This window comes from Streptomyces sp. NPDC058401 (assembly GCF_042722885.1).
Taxonomy (GTDB): domain Bacteria; phylum Actinomycetota; class Actinomycetes; order Streptomycetales; family Streptomycetaceae; genus Streptomyces.
The window spans coordinates 1-14,922 of the sequence record NZ_JBHXKA010000065.1 but is presented as its reverse complement, the minus strand read 5'-3'; the positions used below and the strand labels follow the sequence as shown (position 1 = coordinate 14,922).

Below are 14,922 nucleotides of genomic sequence, written 5' to 3'. Positions count from 1 at the left end.
GCTCCGGAATGATGTTTCTTCGCTCGCATCTTCGGGACGGGGGTCGTGTGCCCGCATCAGTGCAGCCGTACTTTTTTCTCAGTTATGCGCATACACCGAGGTTCGGGGCGGGAGGACCGGACCCGGACATGTGGGTGGAGCGGCTTTTCCGCGATCTCTGCAGTCATGTCATGGCGCTGACGAATCTGCCCGCGGGAGCCGAGGCCGGCTTCATGGACCGGGAGATACGCAGCGGTGAGGGCTGGTCGGAACGGCTCGGGGCGGCGCTCGCCACCTGCCGGGTCTTCGTCCCGCTGTTCTCGCCGCGCTACTTCGCCAGCGAAATGTGCGGGAAGGAGTGGTTCGCCTTCGCGCAGCGCACCATCCACCACGTGGCGCTCAGCAATCAGCCGGCCGAGGCCATCGTGCCCGCGTTATGGGTGCCGGTACCGCCCTCCCAACTGCCGCTTCCCGCCGAGCGGTTGCAGTTCAACCACAACACCTTCGGCGAGCGGTACGTCACCGACGGGCTTTACGGACTGATCAAACTGCGGGGTTACGCCGAGCAGTACGAGAGCGCCGTGTACGAACTCGCCAAGCGGATCGTCCGGGTCGCCGAGACCGTCCGGCTCGATCCGATCCGGCCGCTCGACTACCGCCTCGTGCCCAGCGCCTTCGGCCCCCCGAGCGGTACTCCCAGCAGCACCGCCCGCACCCTGCACGTGACCGTGGCCGCCTCCTCCCGGCACGATCTGCCCGAGGGCCGCAGCCCCGAGTACTACGGGGACAGCGCGCTGGACTGGAACCCGTACCACCCGGTCTCCCAGCGGCCCATCGCCTACGTCGCCGAGGACCTGGTCCGCAATCTCAACTACCAGACGACGGTGGGCTCGTTCGACGACGAGGCCGGCCACTTCGACTCCAAACAGCCGCCCACCCGGCCCGAGATCCTCATCGTGGACCGGTGGGCGGTGGAGGACGAACAGCGCCGGCAGCGCCTGGCCGCCTTCGACCAGGAGTCCCGGCCGTGGATCAACGTGGTGGTGCCGTGGAACCGGTACGACCACCAGAGCCGCGCGAAGGAGAGCGAGTTGGCCCACCGGCTCGAGGACACCATGCCCGTCAAGATGAGCCAGGGCCGGGCCGCCTGCCGGGCCGCCGCCAACGGCGTGGCCAACATGGAGACGCTCGGGCAGATCCTGCCGCAGGTGGTGGAGGCCGCCGCCCAGCAGTTCCTCAGACACGCCCAGGTCTATCCGCCGGCCGGCAGCCCCGTGGCCGGCACCGAACGGCCCCGGCTGCTCGGTCCGATGGGGATGAACGGACCGCCGGCCCCGCCGCCGGCCCCCTTCCCGCCCACCGCGGGCCTCGCGGGCACCACGGGCACCACGGGCGACGGGTACGGCGGGCCCACAGACACCAACGACAACGACCGGGGGGACGCGGATGACATCGAGTCGTGACAGCCAGAGCCATGACACCCAGCACGGCAGCCGTGACGAGCACCGCGAGGGGCGCATCGTCACCTTCTACTCGTACAAGGGCGGCACCGGCCGCACGATGGCGCTCGCCAACACCGCCTGGATCCTCGCCGCCAACGGCAAGCGGGTCCTCGCCGTGGACTGGGACCTGGAGGCGCCCGGCCTGCACCGCTTCTTCCACCCCTTCCTGGACCCCTCCACCCTCGGCGCCACCACCGGTGTCATCGACCTGATCAGCGAGTACGCCTGGGCGGCCACCAGCCCGGTGCAACGCGCGGACGACTGGCACAAGGACTACGCCCGGATCCAGCCGCACGCCGTCTCGCTCACGCCCGAGAACCTCGGCTGGGAGTTCCCCGACGGCGGGACCCTCGACTTCGTCTCGGCGGGCCGGCAGAACCGCGAGTACTCGGCGACCGTCTCGACCTTCGACTGGGACAACTTCTACGACCGGCTCGGCGGCGGGCTCTTCTTCGACGCCTTACGCGCGGACATGAAGCGCAACTACGACTACGTCCTGATCGACAGCCGCACCGGCCTCTCCGACATAGCCGACATCTGCACGGTCCACCTGCCCGACGTCCTGGTCGACTGCTTCACCCTGTCCGACCAGTCCATCGACGGCGCGGCCTCCGTGGCCCGGCAGATCGACGAGCGGTTCAACGACCGCGGCATCAAGATCTATCCGGTGCCGATGCGCATCGACGAGGGCGAGAAGGAGAAGGCCGACGCCGGCCGCGCCCTGGCCCGCATCAAGTTCGACCGCTTCCCCAACGGCCTGATCGGGGACGACCTCACCTCCTACTGGGGCGCGGTGGAGATCCCGTACCGCCCCTACTACGCCTACGAGGAGACCCTGGCCACCTTCGGGGACGAGGCCGGGCTCACCAACTCCCTGCTCTCCGCCTTCGAACGGCTCACCGCCGTGGTCACCGAGGGCGACGTCACCTCGATGCCCGCCATCGGCGAGGAGGTGCGCCTGCGCATCCGCGACGCCTTCACCCGGCGCCGCCCGGCCCTGCCCGCGGACCTCTTCCTCTCCTACGTCGCCGAGAACCGCATGTGGGCCGACTGGATCGAATCGGTGCTCACCCGGGCCGGCTTCCGGGTCGTCCCCCGGGACGTCTCCGCCGAGAGGGCCCCGGCCGCCGCCGGCGGGGACACCCTGGGCGGTACGGGGATCAGCGTCGACACCGCCGCGCGGACCGTGGTGCTGCTCTCCAGCGCCTACCTCAAGTCCGCCCGCGCGGTGGACGTGTGGGAGCGGGCCGCCGCCGAGGACCCGACCGGGGGCCGCCGCCAGCTGGTGCCGCTGCGGGTGGGCGACGTACGCCTGTCGACCCCGTACATCGACCGCAACCCGGTGGACCTGTTCCGGCTGGACGAGGTGCACGCCACCACCGCGCTGCTGCGCGCGGTGGAACGCCCGATGGCGCTGCCCGACACCGTCGCCAGCGCCTCCGCGCCCGGCCCCCGCTTCCCCGGGACGGTCCCGAAGATCTGGAACGCGCCGCCCCGCAACCCCGGGTTCACCGGCCGCTCCATCGTGCTGGAGCGGATGCGCGACCAGCTCGGCGGCGGCATATCCGTGGTGCTGCCGCAGCCGCAGACCCTGTTCGGGCTCGGCGGCGTCGGCAAGACCCAGGTGGCGCTGGAGTACGTGCACCGGTTCATGGCCGACTACGACCTGGTCTGGTGGATCTCCGCCGAGCAGACCGACGACGTGGTCGCCGCCCTCGCGGAACTGGCCGTACGCCTCGGTGCGCAGACCGGCGAGGACATGTCGGCCGCCTCCCAGGAAGCGATCGACCTGCTGCGGCGCGGGGTTCCCTCCTCGCGCTGGCTGCTCGTCTTCGACAACGCGGACGATCCCGAGACCCTCAAGCGGTACTTCCCGCCGGGCGGCCCGGGGCACGTGCTGGTCACCTCCCGCAACCAGTCCTGGTCCCAGTACGGCGACGCCCTCCCGGTGGACGTGTTCCTGCGCGAGGAGTCCATCGAGCACCTCCAGCGCCGGGCCCCCGGCCTCAGCAAGGAGGACGCGGAGCAGGTGGCCGTCGCCGTCGGCGACCTGCCGCTGGCCGTCGAACAGGCGGGAGCCTGGATCGCGGAGACCGCGACCCCGGTGTCCGCGTACATCGAGCAGCTGGCCCAGCAGGCCGCCCGCGTGCTGGCGCTGAACCAGCCGCCCGGCTACCCGGAGCCGGTGGCCGCCACCTGGAACGTCTCCATAGAACGGCTCCAGTCCCGCTCCCCCGCGGCCGTGCGGCTGCTCCAGCTGTGCGCCTTCTTCGCACCCGAGCCCATCTCGGCGAACCTGCTCTACAGCAAGGAGATGATCGACGCCCTCAAGCCGTACGACTCCTCCCTCCAGGAGAAGCTCGTCCTCGGCCGCGTCATCCGGGAGATCGGCCGCTTCGCCCTCGCCAAGGTCGACCAGGTCAGCAACAGCATCCAGGTGCACCGCCTGGTGCAGGCGGTGATCCGGGCGCAGCTCTCCGAGGAGGAGCAGCGCGAGGCCCGGCACGCGGTGCACCGGATCCTCGCGGGAGCCCGGCCGGACGACGACGAGCCGATAGACAACCCGGAGACCTGGCCGCGGTTCAACACCATCTGGCCGCACCTGACCCCGTCGGAGGCCCGGTTCTGCAAGGAGCCGGAGACCCGCCGGCTGCTGATCGACCGCGTCCGCTACCTGTGGAAGCGCGGAGACTTCAAGGCCGCGTACGCGCTGGGCGAGGAGCTGCGCGAGACCTGGCGCGAGACCCTGGGCGGCGACGACCTCCAGTACCTGTACCTGCGCTTCCACCTCTCCAACATCCTGCGCTCGCAGGGCCGGTTCGTGGAGGCGATGGAGCTGGACGAGGGCACGCTGGAGCGCCAGCAGGCGGCGCTGGGCGTCTCGCACCCGCACACGTACATGACCACCAGCGGTCTGGCGATGGACCTGGGGGCGCTCGGCCGCTACGGCGAGGCGATGGAGCTGGCCAACGCGGCGCACGAGGGCTTCGGGCAGATCTTCCACGAGGCCCACCCGCGCACCCTGGCGGCCGCGAACAACCTGGCGCTGAACCTGCGCATGATCGGGCAGTACGCGCGGGCCAGGGAGATCGACCAGGAGGTCTTCGACCGGCGCACCGAGGTGCTGGGCACGGACCACCCGTACACCCTGTCCTCGGCGCAGAACCTGGCGCGCGACCTGCGCGAGGTGGGCCGGTACGACGACTCGGTGCAGCTGCTGAGCCGGACGTACGAGATCTACAAGCGGACCCTGGGCCGGGCCTTCCCCGGCACCCTGTCGGCGGCCAAGAACCTCGCGGTCTCGCTGCGCAGGGCGGGTGACGTGGAGGACGCGCTGCGGCTGACGACGGCGACCCGCAACCGGTACCGGGCCAAGTACACCTCGGTCAACCCGGACCTCCTGGCCTGCGAACTGAACCTGGCCGCCGACCTGTTCGCGACCGGGGACCCGGGCGCGGCGCGGGACCTGGCCCAGGAGGTGGTGGACGAGTACGTGAAGGTGCCGGGCGAGCGGCATCCGTACACCCTGGCCGCGGTCAACAACCTCGCGGTGTTCCACTGGGGCACGGGGGCGGCGGACACCGCCGACCCGCTGCTGCGCCAGACCATCCGGCACATGCGCGAGGTGCTGGGCGACAACCACCCGCACACCATCTTCGCCAACCTCAACCTGGCCAACGCCCGGGCCGACCTCGGCGATCCGGAGGGCGCCCTGGAGCTGGAGCGGATCTCGGTGATGCGGCTGCGCGAGGCGCTGGGCGTGCACCATCCGGAGACCCTGGCCAGCTCCTCCAACATGGCGGTCAGCCTGGACATGATGGGCCGCAAGGAGGAGGCGAACCGGGTCCGGGCCGAGGCGGTCGCCGAGCTGACCCGGCTGCTCGGCGAGGACCACGGGCTGACGCGGTACGCCCGCGACGAGCGCCGGGTCCACCGGGACCTGGAGCCGCTTGCGGTGTGACCCGCGGGGGCGGCTCCCGCCGGGAGCCGCCCCCGCACCTCCCCGATCCACGGACGAACAGCAGACTGGGGGGTTCGCTGTGAGTGACAGCATGACCTTTCGCAACGAGGACCTGCCGGCCCTCTTCCACCACACCGACCAGGCGGCGATCTCCCGGCAGCGGGAGTCCACCCAGGCCACCCGCGCCCAGCTGATGCTGCTCGTCGTGGCCGCCGCGATCGCCGCCCTGCCCGAGGGGCCGAAGATCGGCTCCGCCTACCTGTCCGGGCTCCTCAGCGTGCTCGCGTACGCCGCGGTGCTGGGCGTGGGCGTACGGGCCACCCGGCGCCGGGCCCGCCCGCAGTGGCAGCTCAACCGCAGCGCCGCGGAGTTCATCAAATCGCTGGCCTGGCGGTACGCCGTCCACGGCGCGCCCTTCGGCAGCGATGTCCCGGGCGTCGAGGAGACGTACCGGACCCGGCTGGAGGCGGGACTGAACGAACTGCGGAAGATGGGCTGGGAGGATCCGCGGACCGCCGGGCTGGTGCCCGACGGCGGGGAGATCACCGGTGCGATGTTCCGGCTGCGGGGGCTGGACTACCAGGTCCGCAGGGAGACGTACGTCCGTGACCGGCTGATCGAGCAGCGCAACTGGTACCAGCGCAAGACGGAGGTGTCCCGGCGGGCCACGGCCCTGTGGTCGTGGTCGATCGTGCTGCTGACCCTGCTGGCACTGCTGTTCGCCCTCTTCGGGGCGTTCGGTTCGGGTCCGGGGCCGGCGCTGACCGGGCTGCTGAGCGCGGCGGCGACGGCCGGCATCGCCTGGAACGAGGTGCGGCGCCACCATCCGCTGATCGAGGCGCACACGCTGATCGAGCAGGACCTCTCCGCGATGATGGTCGTGATGCAGACGACGATCACCGAGACGCAGTGGCCGACGTCGGTCTACGAGACCGAGCGGTACGTGTCCCCGCAGCACACGGACTGGCTTGCCCGGCACAGCAGTTGACGGACCGGGCGGGCGTGGCTTCAGTCCCGGGCCACGCCCTCCCGCCAGATCACGGTGACGGGCTTGCCGAGCGCGCGGGCGTAGGCGACGATCTCGGCGGTGCCGCCGTGCCCGCGGGCGGGCAGGCCGTCCCAGACGGCGACGAGGCGGTCGCAGGAATCGGCGATGTAGGTGCCGGCCGCGTAGTAGGCCTCGTCGGTGGAGCGGGCGAAGTCCATGCGGACCTCCTGCGCGGCCCGGCGCTTGAGCCCCAGGTACCGGTCCAGGGCGCCGGTGTCCTCGAAGCCCTCCTCGTAGTCCCCGCTGGGGATGACCACGGTGAGGTCGGCGCCGTATTCCAGGGCGATGGCGGCGAACAGCTGGTCCGCACCCTCGGCGAGGCTGGAGAGGGCCTCCAACGGCCCCTCGTGGCCGCCCAGTACGGCCCGCAGACCGTCTTCCACATGGCCGAGCAGCTCGTTCGGGATCGACCGGTGCCCGGTCACGCCGATTCGCTTCATGCAGAAACCCGCTCCCCCCGTGGACACGAACGCCCTGGACATCCTCCCAGAAGGCGGGAGGACGTCCAGGGGTGCGGCGGGGGCGCACGGGTCCGTGGTGCGGCCCCGGGCGAGGGCTAGTAGACGCTCACGCCGTACGCGTTGAGCGCCTCGACGACGGGCTGGAAGAACGTGGTGCCGCCCGAGGAGCAGTTGCCGCTGCCGCCCGAGGTGAGGCCGACCGCGCGGGTGCCCGAGTAGAGCGGGCCGCCGCTGTCGCCGGGCTCGGCGCAGACGTTGGTCCGGATCATCCCGTAGACGACGTCGCCGCCGCCGTAGTTCACGGTGGCGTTGAGGCCGGTCACCGAGCCGCTGTGGATGCCGGTGGTGGAGCCGCGGCGGGTGACGGCCAGACCGTTGGTGGCGTTGATGGCGCTGGTGATGTCCTGGCTGCCGACGGTGCCGGGCGGCACCGGGGAGTTGGAGGCGTACTTGATCAGGCCGTAGTCATTGGTCGGGAAGCTGGAGCCGACGGTGGACCCGATGACGGTGGTGTGCGAGGAGTTGGTCCACCAGGTGCCCGCGCCGTCGGTGCAGTGGCCGGCGGTCAGGATGTAGTACGTGGATCCGCTGCGCACGTTGAAGCCGGCCGAACAGCGCCAGCTGGTGGCGTAGATGGCGTCGCCGCCGGAGACGAGCTTGCGCAGCTTGCCGGGGGTGCGCTCGATGCGCAGGGCGGCCGCGTTCGTTCCGGCCTCGCTGCGGATCCGGGCGATGTCGGCCGCCGAGACGGTGGAGTCGGCGGTGACCACGAGGGTGCCGGTGGCGGGGTCGGTGTGCCAGGCGGTGCCGGCCACGTCGGCGCGCAGGACCGAGGCCCCGGCGGAGGCGAGCCGGTCGGCGCTGAACCCGCCGTCGGCGTGCGCGGCCGTGGGGGCCGCGAGGGCGGCCACGGCGGCCATGCCGGTGGCCACGGCGAAGAGCCGGGAACGGATGATGCTCTTGATCGTCACTTGTCGTCCTCCCGAGTGGGGGTCGGAGGCCCGGCGGGGTGGGGTGGTGCCGGAGCCCGTGGAGGGCGGCCGGGGGCACGACGGACGCGATGCCGTTCGACGTGCCCCTGACAAGCCCCGAGAGACGCTGACGGGAGTCTCCTGGTGTCAGATACCGCTAGCAAGGGCGCCTTTCAGCCGCCGCTCGCCCGCCGAGAGCTCGAAGGGCAGGGTGTTGCCGGGCGGCGGGAAGGGGCAGACGAAGTGGTCCGCGAAGGCGCACGGCGGGAGCTGGACCCGGTTGAGGTCCACGGTGACGGAGCCGTCCGCGGCGGGCGTTCCGGGCTTCAGGAACCGGAACCGGTAGCTCGAACGGCCGCCGGTGGCATCGCCGATGACCGCCCACAGACTGCCGTCCTCCTCGTCCACCGCGACCCGCAGCGTGTGCCGGTCCCCGGCGAAGACGAAGCTCAGCTCGCCGCCCAGGCCGAGCCCGCGCGCCCGCCCGTCGACGTTCTCGACCTGGACGGTCCGCTCCTGCCCGTACGGGGTGAACTGCCCCGGCACCGCGTACGCCGGGTCGTACGGGGTGGCCTCGATCCCGGTGAAGGCCGCGCGGCCCGGCGCGGCCGGGTCGAACACCCGTACCGCCCATTCCCCTTCGCGCCGGATCACGACGAGCCGCACCTCCCCGGCGGCGAGCCGGGAGCGCGAGGGCGGGCTCTCGTCGGCGGCCAGCACGGCGGCGCCGGCGAGGGGCTCGCCGCCCAGGGTGATCCCGTCCTGCGGCCCCGCGGTCAGACTCACGCCTCCGCCGGTGGCCCGCCAAAGCCCCGGAACGGCCGGAATTCGACCTTCCGGGTAGTCGGCGAGCCAGTAGGTGCCGGTCAGTGCGAGCGGCCCGTAGGGGGCGGACGCGGTGGCCACCCGGTGCTCGTGCCACTGCTTCCAGGCGGTGGTCGGATCTTCCGCATCATCGGTGTCGCCGGTGTCGGCTGCGTCAGCGCTCATGCCGCTCAACCCTTCCACACCGGCCCGGCCGAGAACCGCAAGGCTCGGGAATGGCCACGAACGCACGCATGCCCCAACGCACTGGACCCCCACCCGGCAGGCGGGAGGGGGTCCAGCGATCAACGGTGAAGCAGGGTGCGTGTGGGTTTAGTACACGCTGACGCCCCAGCGGGCCAGCGCTTCCTTGACGGGCTGGAAGTAGGTGGTGCCACCCGCCTTGCAGTCGCCGCTGCCGCCGGAGGTGAGGCCGACCGCGCGGGTACCCGAGTAGAGCGGGCCGCCGCTGTCGCCGGGCTCGGCGCAGACGTTGGTCTTGATCAGACCCTTGACGGTCTCACCGCTGGTGTAGTGCACGGTCCAGTTCAGGCCGGTCACCTTGCCGCCGTGCGTGCCGGTGGTGTTGCCGCGGCGCTTCACGCTCAGGCCCACCGTGGCGTTGATGGCGGTCTTGATGTCCTGGCTGCCGACGCTGCCCGAGTGCTTGAGGGCCTTGTTGTCGTAGCGGACCAGCCCGTAGTCGTTGCCCGGGAAGCTGGCGCCGACGTTCGCGCCGATCTTCGTGGAACGCGACGCGTTGGTGTACCAGGTACCGGCACCCTTGACGCAGTGACCCGCGGTCAGGACGTAGTACGTGCTGCCCTTGTGCACGTTGAAGCCGAGGGAGCAGCGCCACGAGGTGGTCCAGATGCCGTCCCCTCCGCTGGTCAGCATCGACAGCTTGCCGTGGGTCCGCTCGATGCGCACCGCCGAGGCGTTCGCCCCGGCCTCCTTCTTGATCTTCTCTATGTTCGCGTCCGAGACGGTGGAGTCCGCGGTCACCACGAGGGTCCCCGTGGCCGGGTCCGCGGCCCATGCGGTGCCGGGGACGTCGGCTCGCAGGAGCGAGGCATCCGCCGCGGCGAGGCGCTCGGCGGTGACGCTGCTGCCGCTCGGGGCCTCTGCCGCCGTCGCGGGACCCGCGAGGGTGGCCACGGCGGTCAGACCGACGGCCGCGGCGAAGAGCCGGGAACGGAAGATGCGCTTGATCGTCACTTATTGTCCTCCCGAAGGAAATCGAAGCCCGGGCAGGTGCGGTGCCCGAGCTTGTGCAGTCGCCAGGAGCCGCGGCCGGCAGATCGCCGTTCGCCGTGCCCCTGACAAACCCCGTAAATGCTATCGAAGGTTTTCCGGCGAGAGGCGCGCGGGGCAAGGGCTGGTTCAAGCCACTGTCCGCTCCGCGTCTACCTCCTCGGCCGAAGCGCTCCCTTGCCGCAGCCCAGGCCGCGCTGTCGCCCGCCGCACACCGAGTTCCGGAACGGCTGGAAATCGCCCTGCCGGATCGAGGGCGCGGGAGACCGGACCAAGCCCGCTCCAAGCCCGCGCCAAGCCGGAACCAATCCGAAGCCGAGCCGGAGCCGAAGCGGAGCCCGGACGTCCTCAGCAGCCGTCGCAGGGACAGCAGCAGCAGTCACCGCACCCGCAGTCACCGCAGCAGTCACAGCCGTCGCAGCAGTCACCGGCATCGCACCACGGGTCCTTCCGCTCCCGGGACCACGGGCCCTCGTGCTCCGTGCAGCACAGCTGGCAGGTGCAGAAGAGCCCGAGGGCCACCGCGCAGCCCGGCAGCAGGTCGCGGCGCGGCTTGCGCGGGGGCGCCGGGGGCGGGCCGAAGTCCACCGGGGGCGGCCCGAAGGAGCCCTCGGGAGCCGGGGCCGTCGCCGTGTGGGAGCAGCCGGCGGTGCCGAAGGCGCGGTCCACCGAGGTGCGCAGCTCGTGCACGAGCAGCCGGTGGGCGAGCCCCGCGTCGGCGAACTCCACCTCCCGCAGCGCCAGCCGGATCCCGCGCAGCGCGTCGTCGCACAGCCTGCGCGCCTCGGCCCGGGGGGTCCCGGTGGCGGTCAGCGGGTTCCAGGCACCCGCCGCCGCGTCCGCGGCCTGGTCCTCGACGGCGTCCAGCAGGTGGGCGAGCCGCCCGAAGTAGCGGCCCGCCTCGGCGAGCGCGGGGGCGTTGCCTGGCCGTCCGGCGAGGGTCGCGGTATGGGCGAAGGCGGCGGCCGTGGCCGTCTCGGTCGGCTCGGTCACCACCAGCACCGGCGTGCCGGCTCCGGCCAGGGTCTCGATGCCCGCCTGCCGGTCCACGGCGTCGACGAGCACCGCCGTGTCGAAGCCGAGCGAGGCGCCGGTACGGGCGCCCGCCCGGTCCCAGCCCCGGGCCACCCGGCGCGCCGCGAGGGCGATCGGGGCGCGGGCCAACAGGCCGTCCCGGTCGGCCACGTGGTCGCGCACCTTCGCGGAGGCCAGGACCAGCGAGACGGCGGCGGCGAGCCGCGCACCCTCGCCGTTGGCCACGGCCGCGGTGCGCATCCCGCGCAGTGGACAGGGGCCGGCGGTGCGCCGGGAGCCCGGGGCGGGACCCGACTGAGCCTCCGTCAGAACGGAGACGAGCAGCCCGTCGTAGTTGGTGACGATCCTCGCGAACTGGCCGTGGTCGCCCCGAAGTGCCAGGCACAGCCCGCAGAGATGGGCCATCCACTCCGTCTTGAACCGTTCCCCGAGGCGGTGCGTGCAGGGTCTGACGATGCCGAACAAAACGATTCCCCCGTGTGTCATACGCGTGCTGACGGGCATGGTAGCGAGACCGGCCGTCACCCGTACGCCCCCGTCCCTCACCCGTACGGATGCACTGGTCGTATTTTCACTCAGACAGCAGCGGTAGCCGCTGGGATCCTTGACCGTGCAACGGATGTTCTGCACCAGTACCGTCACGAAACCCCTGCGCGGCGACTATCCACTTGGCGCGTTGTCAGCATCATGGACGACGATAGGGACGCGGAAGACAAGACAGAACTGACCGCGATGAAAGGAGGCGTCCATGGGTTCGGTGCGCAAGGCGAGTGCCTGGCTGGGTCTCGTAGAGGACAGCGACGACGAGCGTTACTACGACGACGACTACGCGGAGGCTCCGCAGGGAGGCTCGGTGGTCGGCCCCGGCGAGCAGTGGGTCACGGACCCGCGCGTCAAGGTGGCGTCGGAGTCCGCCGTCGAGCAGGGCCGCCGCATCGCGACGGTCACCCCGGACGGCTTCCGCGACGCCCGCGGCATCGGCGAGCTGTTCCGCGACGGTGTTCCGGTCATCGTGAACCTGTCGTCGATGGACCCGGGCGACGCGAAGCGCGTGGTCGACTTCGCGGCCGGTCTGACCTTCGGTCTGCGCGGTTCGATCGAGCGGGTGGCGACCAGGGTCTTCCTGCTGACCCCGGCCGACACCCAGATCGTGAGCGGCGAGTCCGGCGGCCGCTCGCGCGACTTCTTCAACCAGAGCTGAGCAAGGCCTCACCGGTTCCTTACGGTTCCTTCCGGCCCTCCCGGCATCCAGCGGGCCCCGCGCGGGCCTAGCGGAAGGCGTCGAGCCCGGTGAGCGCCTTGCCCAGGACGAGCTGGTGCATCTCGACGGTGCCCTCGTAGGTGAGGACCGATTCGAGGTTGGTGGCGTGCCGCATGACGGGGTATTCGAGGGAGATCCCGTTGGCACCGAGGATCGTCCGCGCGGTGCGACAGATCTCGATGGCCTCGCGGACGTTGTTGAGCTTGCCGAAGCTGATCTGCTCCGGCCGCAGGGTTCCCGCGTCCATCCGCCGCCCCAGGTGGTGGGCGAGCAGGATCCCCTTGTGGAGTTCCAGTGCCATGTCCGCGAGCTTGGCCTGGGTGAGCTGGAAGCCGCCGATGGGCCTGCCGAACTGCTCGCGCGTCTTGGCGTAAGCGAGCGCCGACTCGAAGCTGGCGCGCGCCGCGCCCATGGATCCCCAGACGATCCCGTACCGCGCGTGGCTGAGACAGCCGAGCGGCCCCTTGAGTCCGGTGACGCCCGGAAGCACCGCGTCGGCGGGCAGCCGTACGTCGTCCATGACCAGCTCGCTGGTCACCGAGGCGCGCAGGGACCACTTGTGCTTGATCTCCGGGGCGGAGAAGCCGGCGCTGTCCGTGGGGACGGCGAACCCGCGGATCCCCTCCTCGGTCTGCGCCCAGACCACGGCCACGGCGGCCACCGAGCCGTTGGTGATCCACATCTTGCGGCCGTTGAGGACCCAGTCCGAGCCGTCCCGCTTGGCGTGGGTGCGCATCGCGCCGGGGTCCGAGCCGACGTCCGGCTCGGTCAGCCCGAAGCAGCCGATGAGCTCGCCCGCGGCCATGCCGGGCAGCCACCGCTGCTTCTGCTCCTCGGAGCCGTACTTCCAGATCGCGTACATCGCGAGCGAACCCTGTACGGAGACCAGGGAGCGGATCCCGGAGTCGGCGGCCTCCAGTTCCAGGCAGGCGAGCCCGTACTGGACGGCGCTCGCGCCGGCGCAGCCGTATCCCTGGAGCGACATCCCGAGGGCGCCGAGGGCGCCGAGCTCCTTGGCGATCTCGCGGATGCCGGGCAGCTCGCCGTTCTCGTACCACTCGGCGATGTTCGGCAGGATCCGGTCGGCGGCCCAGCCGCGGACGGTGTCCCGGATCGCGAGGTCCTCGGGCGTGAGGAGTTCGTCGAGCCCGAGCGGGTCGGTGGGAACGAAGGACACTGCGCCTCCTGGCGAGCCGGGATCACAAAAACCTAGCGCCGCAAGTTTGTCGGTCCGGCGGTCCCCGGTCCACCCGCTTCCGGTGTGACTCCGGTCCTGTGCGCGGGACCTGCGCCCGGGACCAGCGCCCGGTTCCCGGTCCCGGGACCCCCGGCCCGGCGGGCAGACTGCGGACATGCTCGATACCTCCGCGCGGCTGCTGCGCCTGTTGTCCCTGTTGCAGGCCCACCGGGAATGGACCGGGGCCGATCTGGCCGGCCGGCTCGGCGTCACGCCGCGGACCGTGCGCCGCGACGTGGACCGGCTGCGGGAGCTCGGTTACCCCGTGAACGCCAGTCCGGGCACCGGCGGCGGCTACCAGCTGGGGGCCGGTGCCGAGCTGCCGCCCCTGCTCCTCGACGACGACGAGGCCGTCGCGGTGGCCGTGGGGCTGCGGACCGCCGCCGGGAACGGCGTGGAGGGCATCGGCGAGGCCTCCGTACGGGCGCTGGCGAAGCTGGAGCAGGTCCTGCCGTCACGGCTGCGGGCCCGGGTGTCCGCACTGAACCGGTTCACCGTGCCCATGCTCCGCGGGGCGGGTGCGGCCACCATCGACCCCTCCGTGCTGACGGAGCTGGCCGGCGTCTGCCGCGACGCCGAGCGGCTGCGCTTCGGGTACCGGGACCACGGGGGCAGCGTCACCCGCAGGACCGTCGAACCGCACCGGCTGGTGTGCAGCGAGCGCCGCTGGTACCTCGTCGCCTGGGACCTGGACCGGGAGGACTGGCGGACCTTCCGGGTGGACCGGATCGAGCCCAGGCCCCCGCACGGACCGCGCTTCACCCCGCGCCCGCCGCCGGCCGAGGACCTCGCCGCGTACGTCTCCCGGGGCATCTCCCAGCGGGTGTACGCGGCCCGCGCGGTCGTCCGGCTGCGGGTGCCCGAGGAGGAGGCGGCCCGGATCGTCGGGCCGGCCGACGGGACCCTGGAACCGCTCGACGAGCGGAGCTGCATCCTGCGCACCGGGGCGGTCAGCCTCGATGTCCTCGTGATTCACCTCATGATGATCGGCTGTGAGTTCGAGGTCGTCGAGCCGGCCGAGCTGACGGATCGGATCCGGGCCGCGCGAGATCGGCTCGGCAGGTCTCTGGAACCGCGTGAACCCGCCGCGGAAGTGAAGGATTTGTGAGGAAGCGGAGGGCGCCCGGAGTGCACTGCGCCCACAATTCCGGGGAGTTCCGGAGTAATTCGAAACAGAATTCGCCCCGGGCGTGTCGCGGGGCGGGAAATAAAAGGTACGGACGAACTCCGCCGTGGCGGACTGTCGACAATCCGTGACACAAGCGTGACCCGGTATGGAGGAACGTCCGGGCGCGACGCTGACGTTCCGGGGCTTTCGCGGCCGGGCCCGGCGGCGAAAGGCCCGCGCCCGGTCCGGGACGCGCAACGGCGGGCCCCGGTCGTCGACCGGGGCCCGCCGTGGGTGCGCG

At 71.7% G+C, this 14,922-nt stretch carries 11 protein-coding genes; 5 read left to right on the top strand and 6 right to left on the bottom strand.

From position 1 onward, the window contains the following. The first annotated feature begins 11 nt into the window (after positions 1-11). The 3 genes from ACFWNV_RS23335 to ACFWNV_RS23325 all read left to right on the top strand — a co-directional run bounded on the left by ACFWNV_RS23335 (position 12) and on the right by ACFWNV_RS23325 (position 6,430). Entirely contained in the window at positions 12-1,442 is a 1,431-nt protein-coding gene (locus ACFWNV_RS23335; RefSeq protein ID WP_383950333.1) for a TIR-like protein FxsC, read from the top strand. After that, a complete protein-coding gene (gene fxsT, locus ACFWNV_RS23330; RefSeq protein ID WP_383950268.1) occupies positions 1,426-5,442 on the top strand; it encodes an FxSxx-COOH system tetratricopeptide repeat protein in 4,017 nt (1,338 codons plus the stop codon). The genes ACFWNV_RS23335 and fxsT overlap by 17 nt, the downstream gene beginning before the upstream one ends. A 91-nt stretch (positions 5,443-5,533) precedes the next feature. Continuing rightward, positions 5,534-6,430, top strand: a complete 897-nt coding sequence (locus tag ACFWNV_RS23325; protein WP_383950265.1) for a DUF4231 domain-containing protein — start codon at positions 5,534-5,536, stop codon at positions 6,428-6,430. A gap of 20 nt (positions 6,431-6,450) precedes the next feature. Here the strand turns inward: ACFWNV_RS23325 and ACFWNV_RS23320 are convergent, their stop codons facing one another. From ACFWNV_RS23320 to ACFWNV_RS23300, 5 genes are all read right to left on the bottom strand, one after another. Then, on the bottom strand, positions 6,451-6,930 hold the full coding sequence (locus ACFWNV_RS23320) for a hypothetical protein (RefSeq protein ID WP_383950263.1): 480 nt from the start codon (positions 6,928-6,930) through the stop codon (positions 6,451-6,453). A gap of 116 nt (positions 6,931-7,046) precedes the next feature. Continuing rightward, positions 7,047-7,871 (bottom strand): S1 family peptidase, encoded by an 825-nt coding sequence (locus ACFWNV_RS23315; RefSeq protein WP_383950331.1) that lies wholly within the window; start codon positions 7,869-7,871, stop codon positions 7,047-7,049. Between the two features lie 198 nt (positions 7,872-8,069). Next, a complete protein-coding gene (locus ACFWNV_RS23310; RefSeq protein WP_383950260.1) occupies positions 8,070-8,912 on the bottom strand; it encodes a DUF1684 domain-containing protein in 843 nt (280 codons plus the stop codon). A 147-nt stretch (positions 8,913-9,059) separates the two neighbouring features. Further along, positions 9,060-9,944, bottom strand: coding sequence for a S1 family peptidase (locus ACFWNV_RS23305; protein WP_383950257.1), 885 nt, complete (start codon positions 9,942-9,944; stop codon positions 9,060-9,062). Between the two features lie 384 nt (positions 9,945-10,328). Beyond that, the gene (locus tag ACFWNV_RS23300; RefSeq protein WP_383950254.1) at positions 10,329-11,480 is read right to left on the bottom strand and encodes a DUF5685 family protein; all 1,152 of its coding nucleotides are present in this window, start codon (positions 11,478-11,480) and stop codon (positions 10,329-10,331) included. A gap of 283 nt (positions 11,481-11,763) precedes the next feature. Between ACFWNV_RS23300 and ACFWNV_RS23295 the strand changes: the two genes are divergently transcribed. After that, the gene (locus ACFWNV_RS23295) at positions 11,764-12,216 is read left to right on the top strand and encodes a cell division protein SepF (protein ID WP_214947996.1); all 453 of its coding nucleotides are present in this window, start codon (positions 11,764-11,766) and stop codon (positions 12,214-12,216) included. 67 nt (positions 12,217-12,283) lie between these two features. Here the strand turns inward: ACFWNV_RS23295 and ACFWNV_RS23290 are convergent, their stop codons facing one another. Beyond that, a complete protein-coding gene (locus ACFWNV_RS23290; protein ID WP_383950250.1) occupies positions 12,284-13,453 on the bottom strand; it encodes an acyl-CoA dehydrogenase family protein in 1,170 nt (389 codons plus the stop codon). A gap of 175 nt (positions 13,454-13,628) precedes the next feature. Here ACFWNV_RS23290 and ACFWNV_RS23285 point away from each other — a divergent pair, with 175 nt between their 5' ends. Further along, positions 13,629-14,621 (top strand): helix-turn-helix transcriptional regulator, encoded by a 993-nt coding sequence (locus ACFWNV_RS23285; protein ID WP_383950247.1) that lies wholly within the window; start codon positions 13,629-13,631, stop codon positions 14,619-14,621. Positions 14,622-14,922 lie beyond the last annotated feature (301 nt).

Bases quoted from the DNA above. Each gene is read 5' to 3' on its own strand.
- ACFWNV_RS23335 (WP_383950333.1), top strand. From the start codon at position 12: ATGTTTCTTCGCTCGCATCTTCGGGACGGGGGTCGTGTGCCCGCATCA.
- fxsT (WP_383950268.1), top strand. From the start codon at position 1,426: ATGACATCGAGTCGTGACAGCCAGAGCCATGACACCCAGCACGGCAGC.
- ACFWNV_RS23325 (WP_383950265.1), top strand. From the start codon at position 5,534: ATGACCTTTCGCAACGAGGACCTGCCGGCCCTCTTCCACCACACCGAC.
- ACFWNV_RS23320 (WP_383950263.1), bottom strand. From the start codon at position 6,930: ATGAAGCGAATCGGCGTGACCGGGCACCGGTCGATCCCGAACGAGCTG.
- ACFWNV_RS23315 (WP_383950331.1), bottom strand. From the start codon at position 7,871: ATGGCCGCCGTGGCCGCCCTCGCGGCCCCCACGGCCGCGCACGCCGAC.
- ACFWNV_RS23310 (WP_383950260.1), bottom strand. From the start codon at position 8,912: ATGAGCGCTGACGCAGCCGACACCGGCGACACCGATGATGCGGAAGAT.
- ACFWNV_RS23295 (WP_214947996.1), top strand. From the start codon at position 11,764: ATGGGTTCGGTGCGCAAGGCGAGTGCCTGGCTGGGTCTCGTAGAGGAC.
- ACFWNV_RS23285 (WP_383950247.1), top strand. From the start codon at position 13,629: ATGCTCGATACCTCCGCGCGGCTGCTGCGCCTGTTGTCCCTGTTGCAG.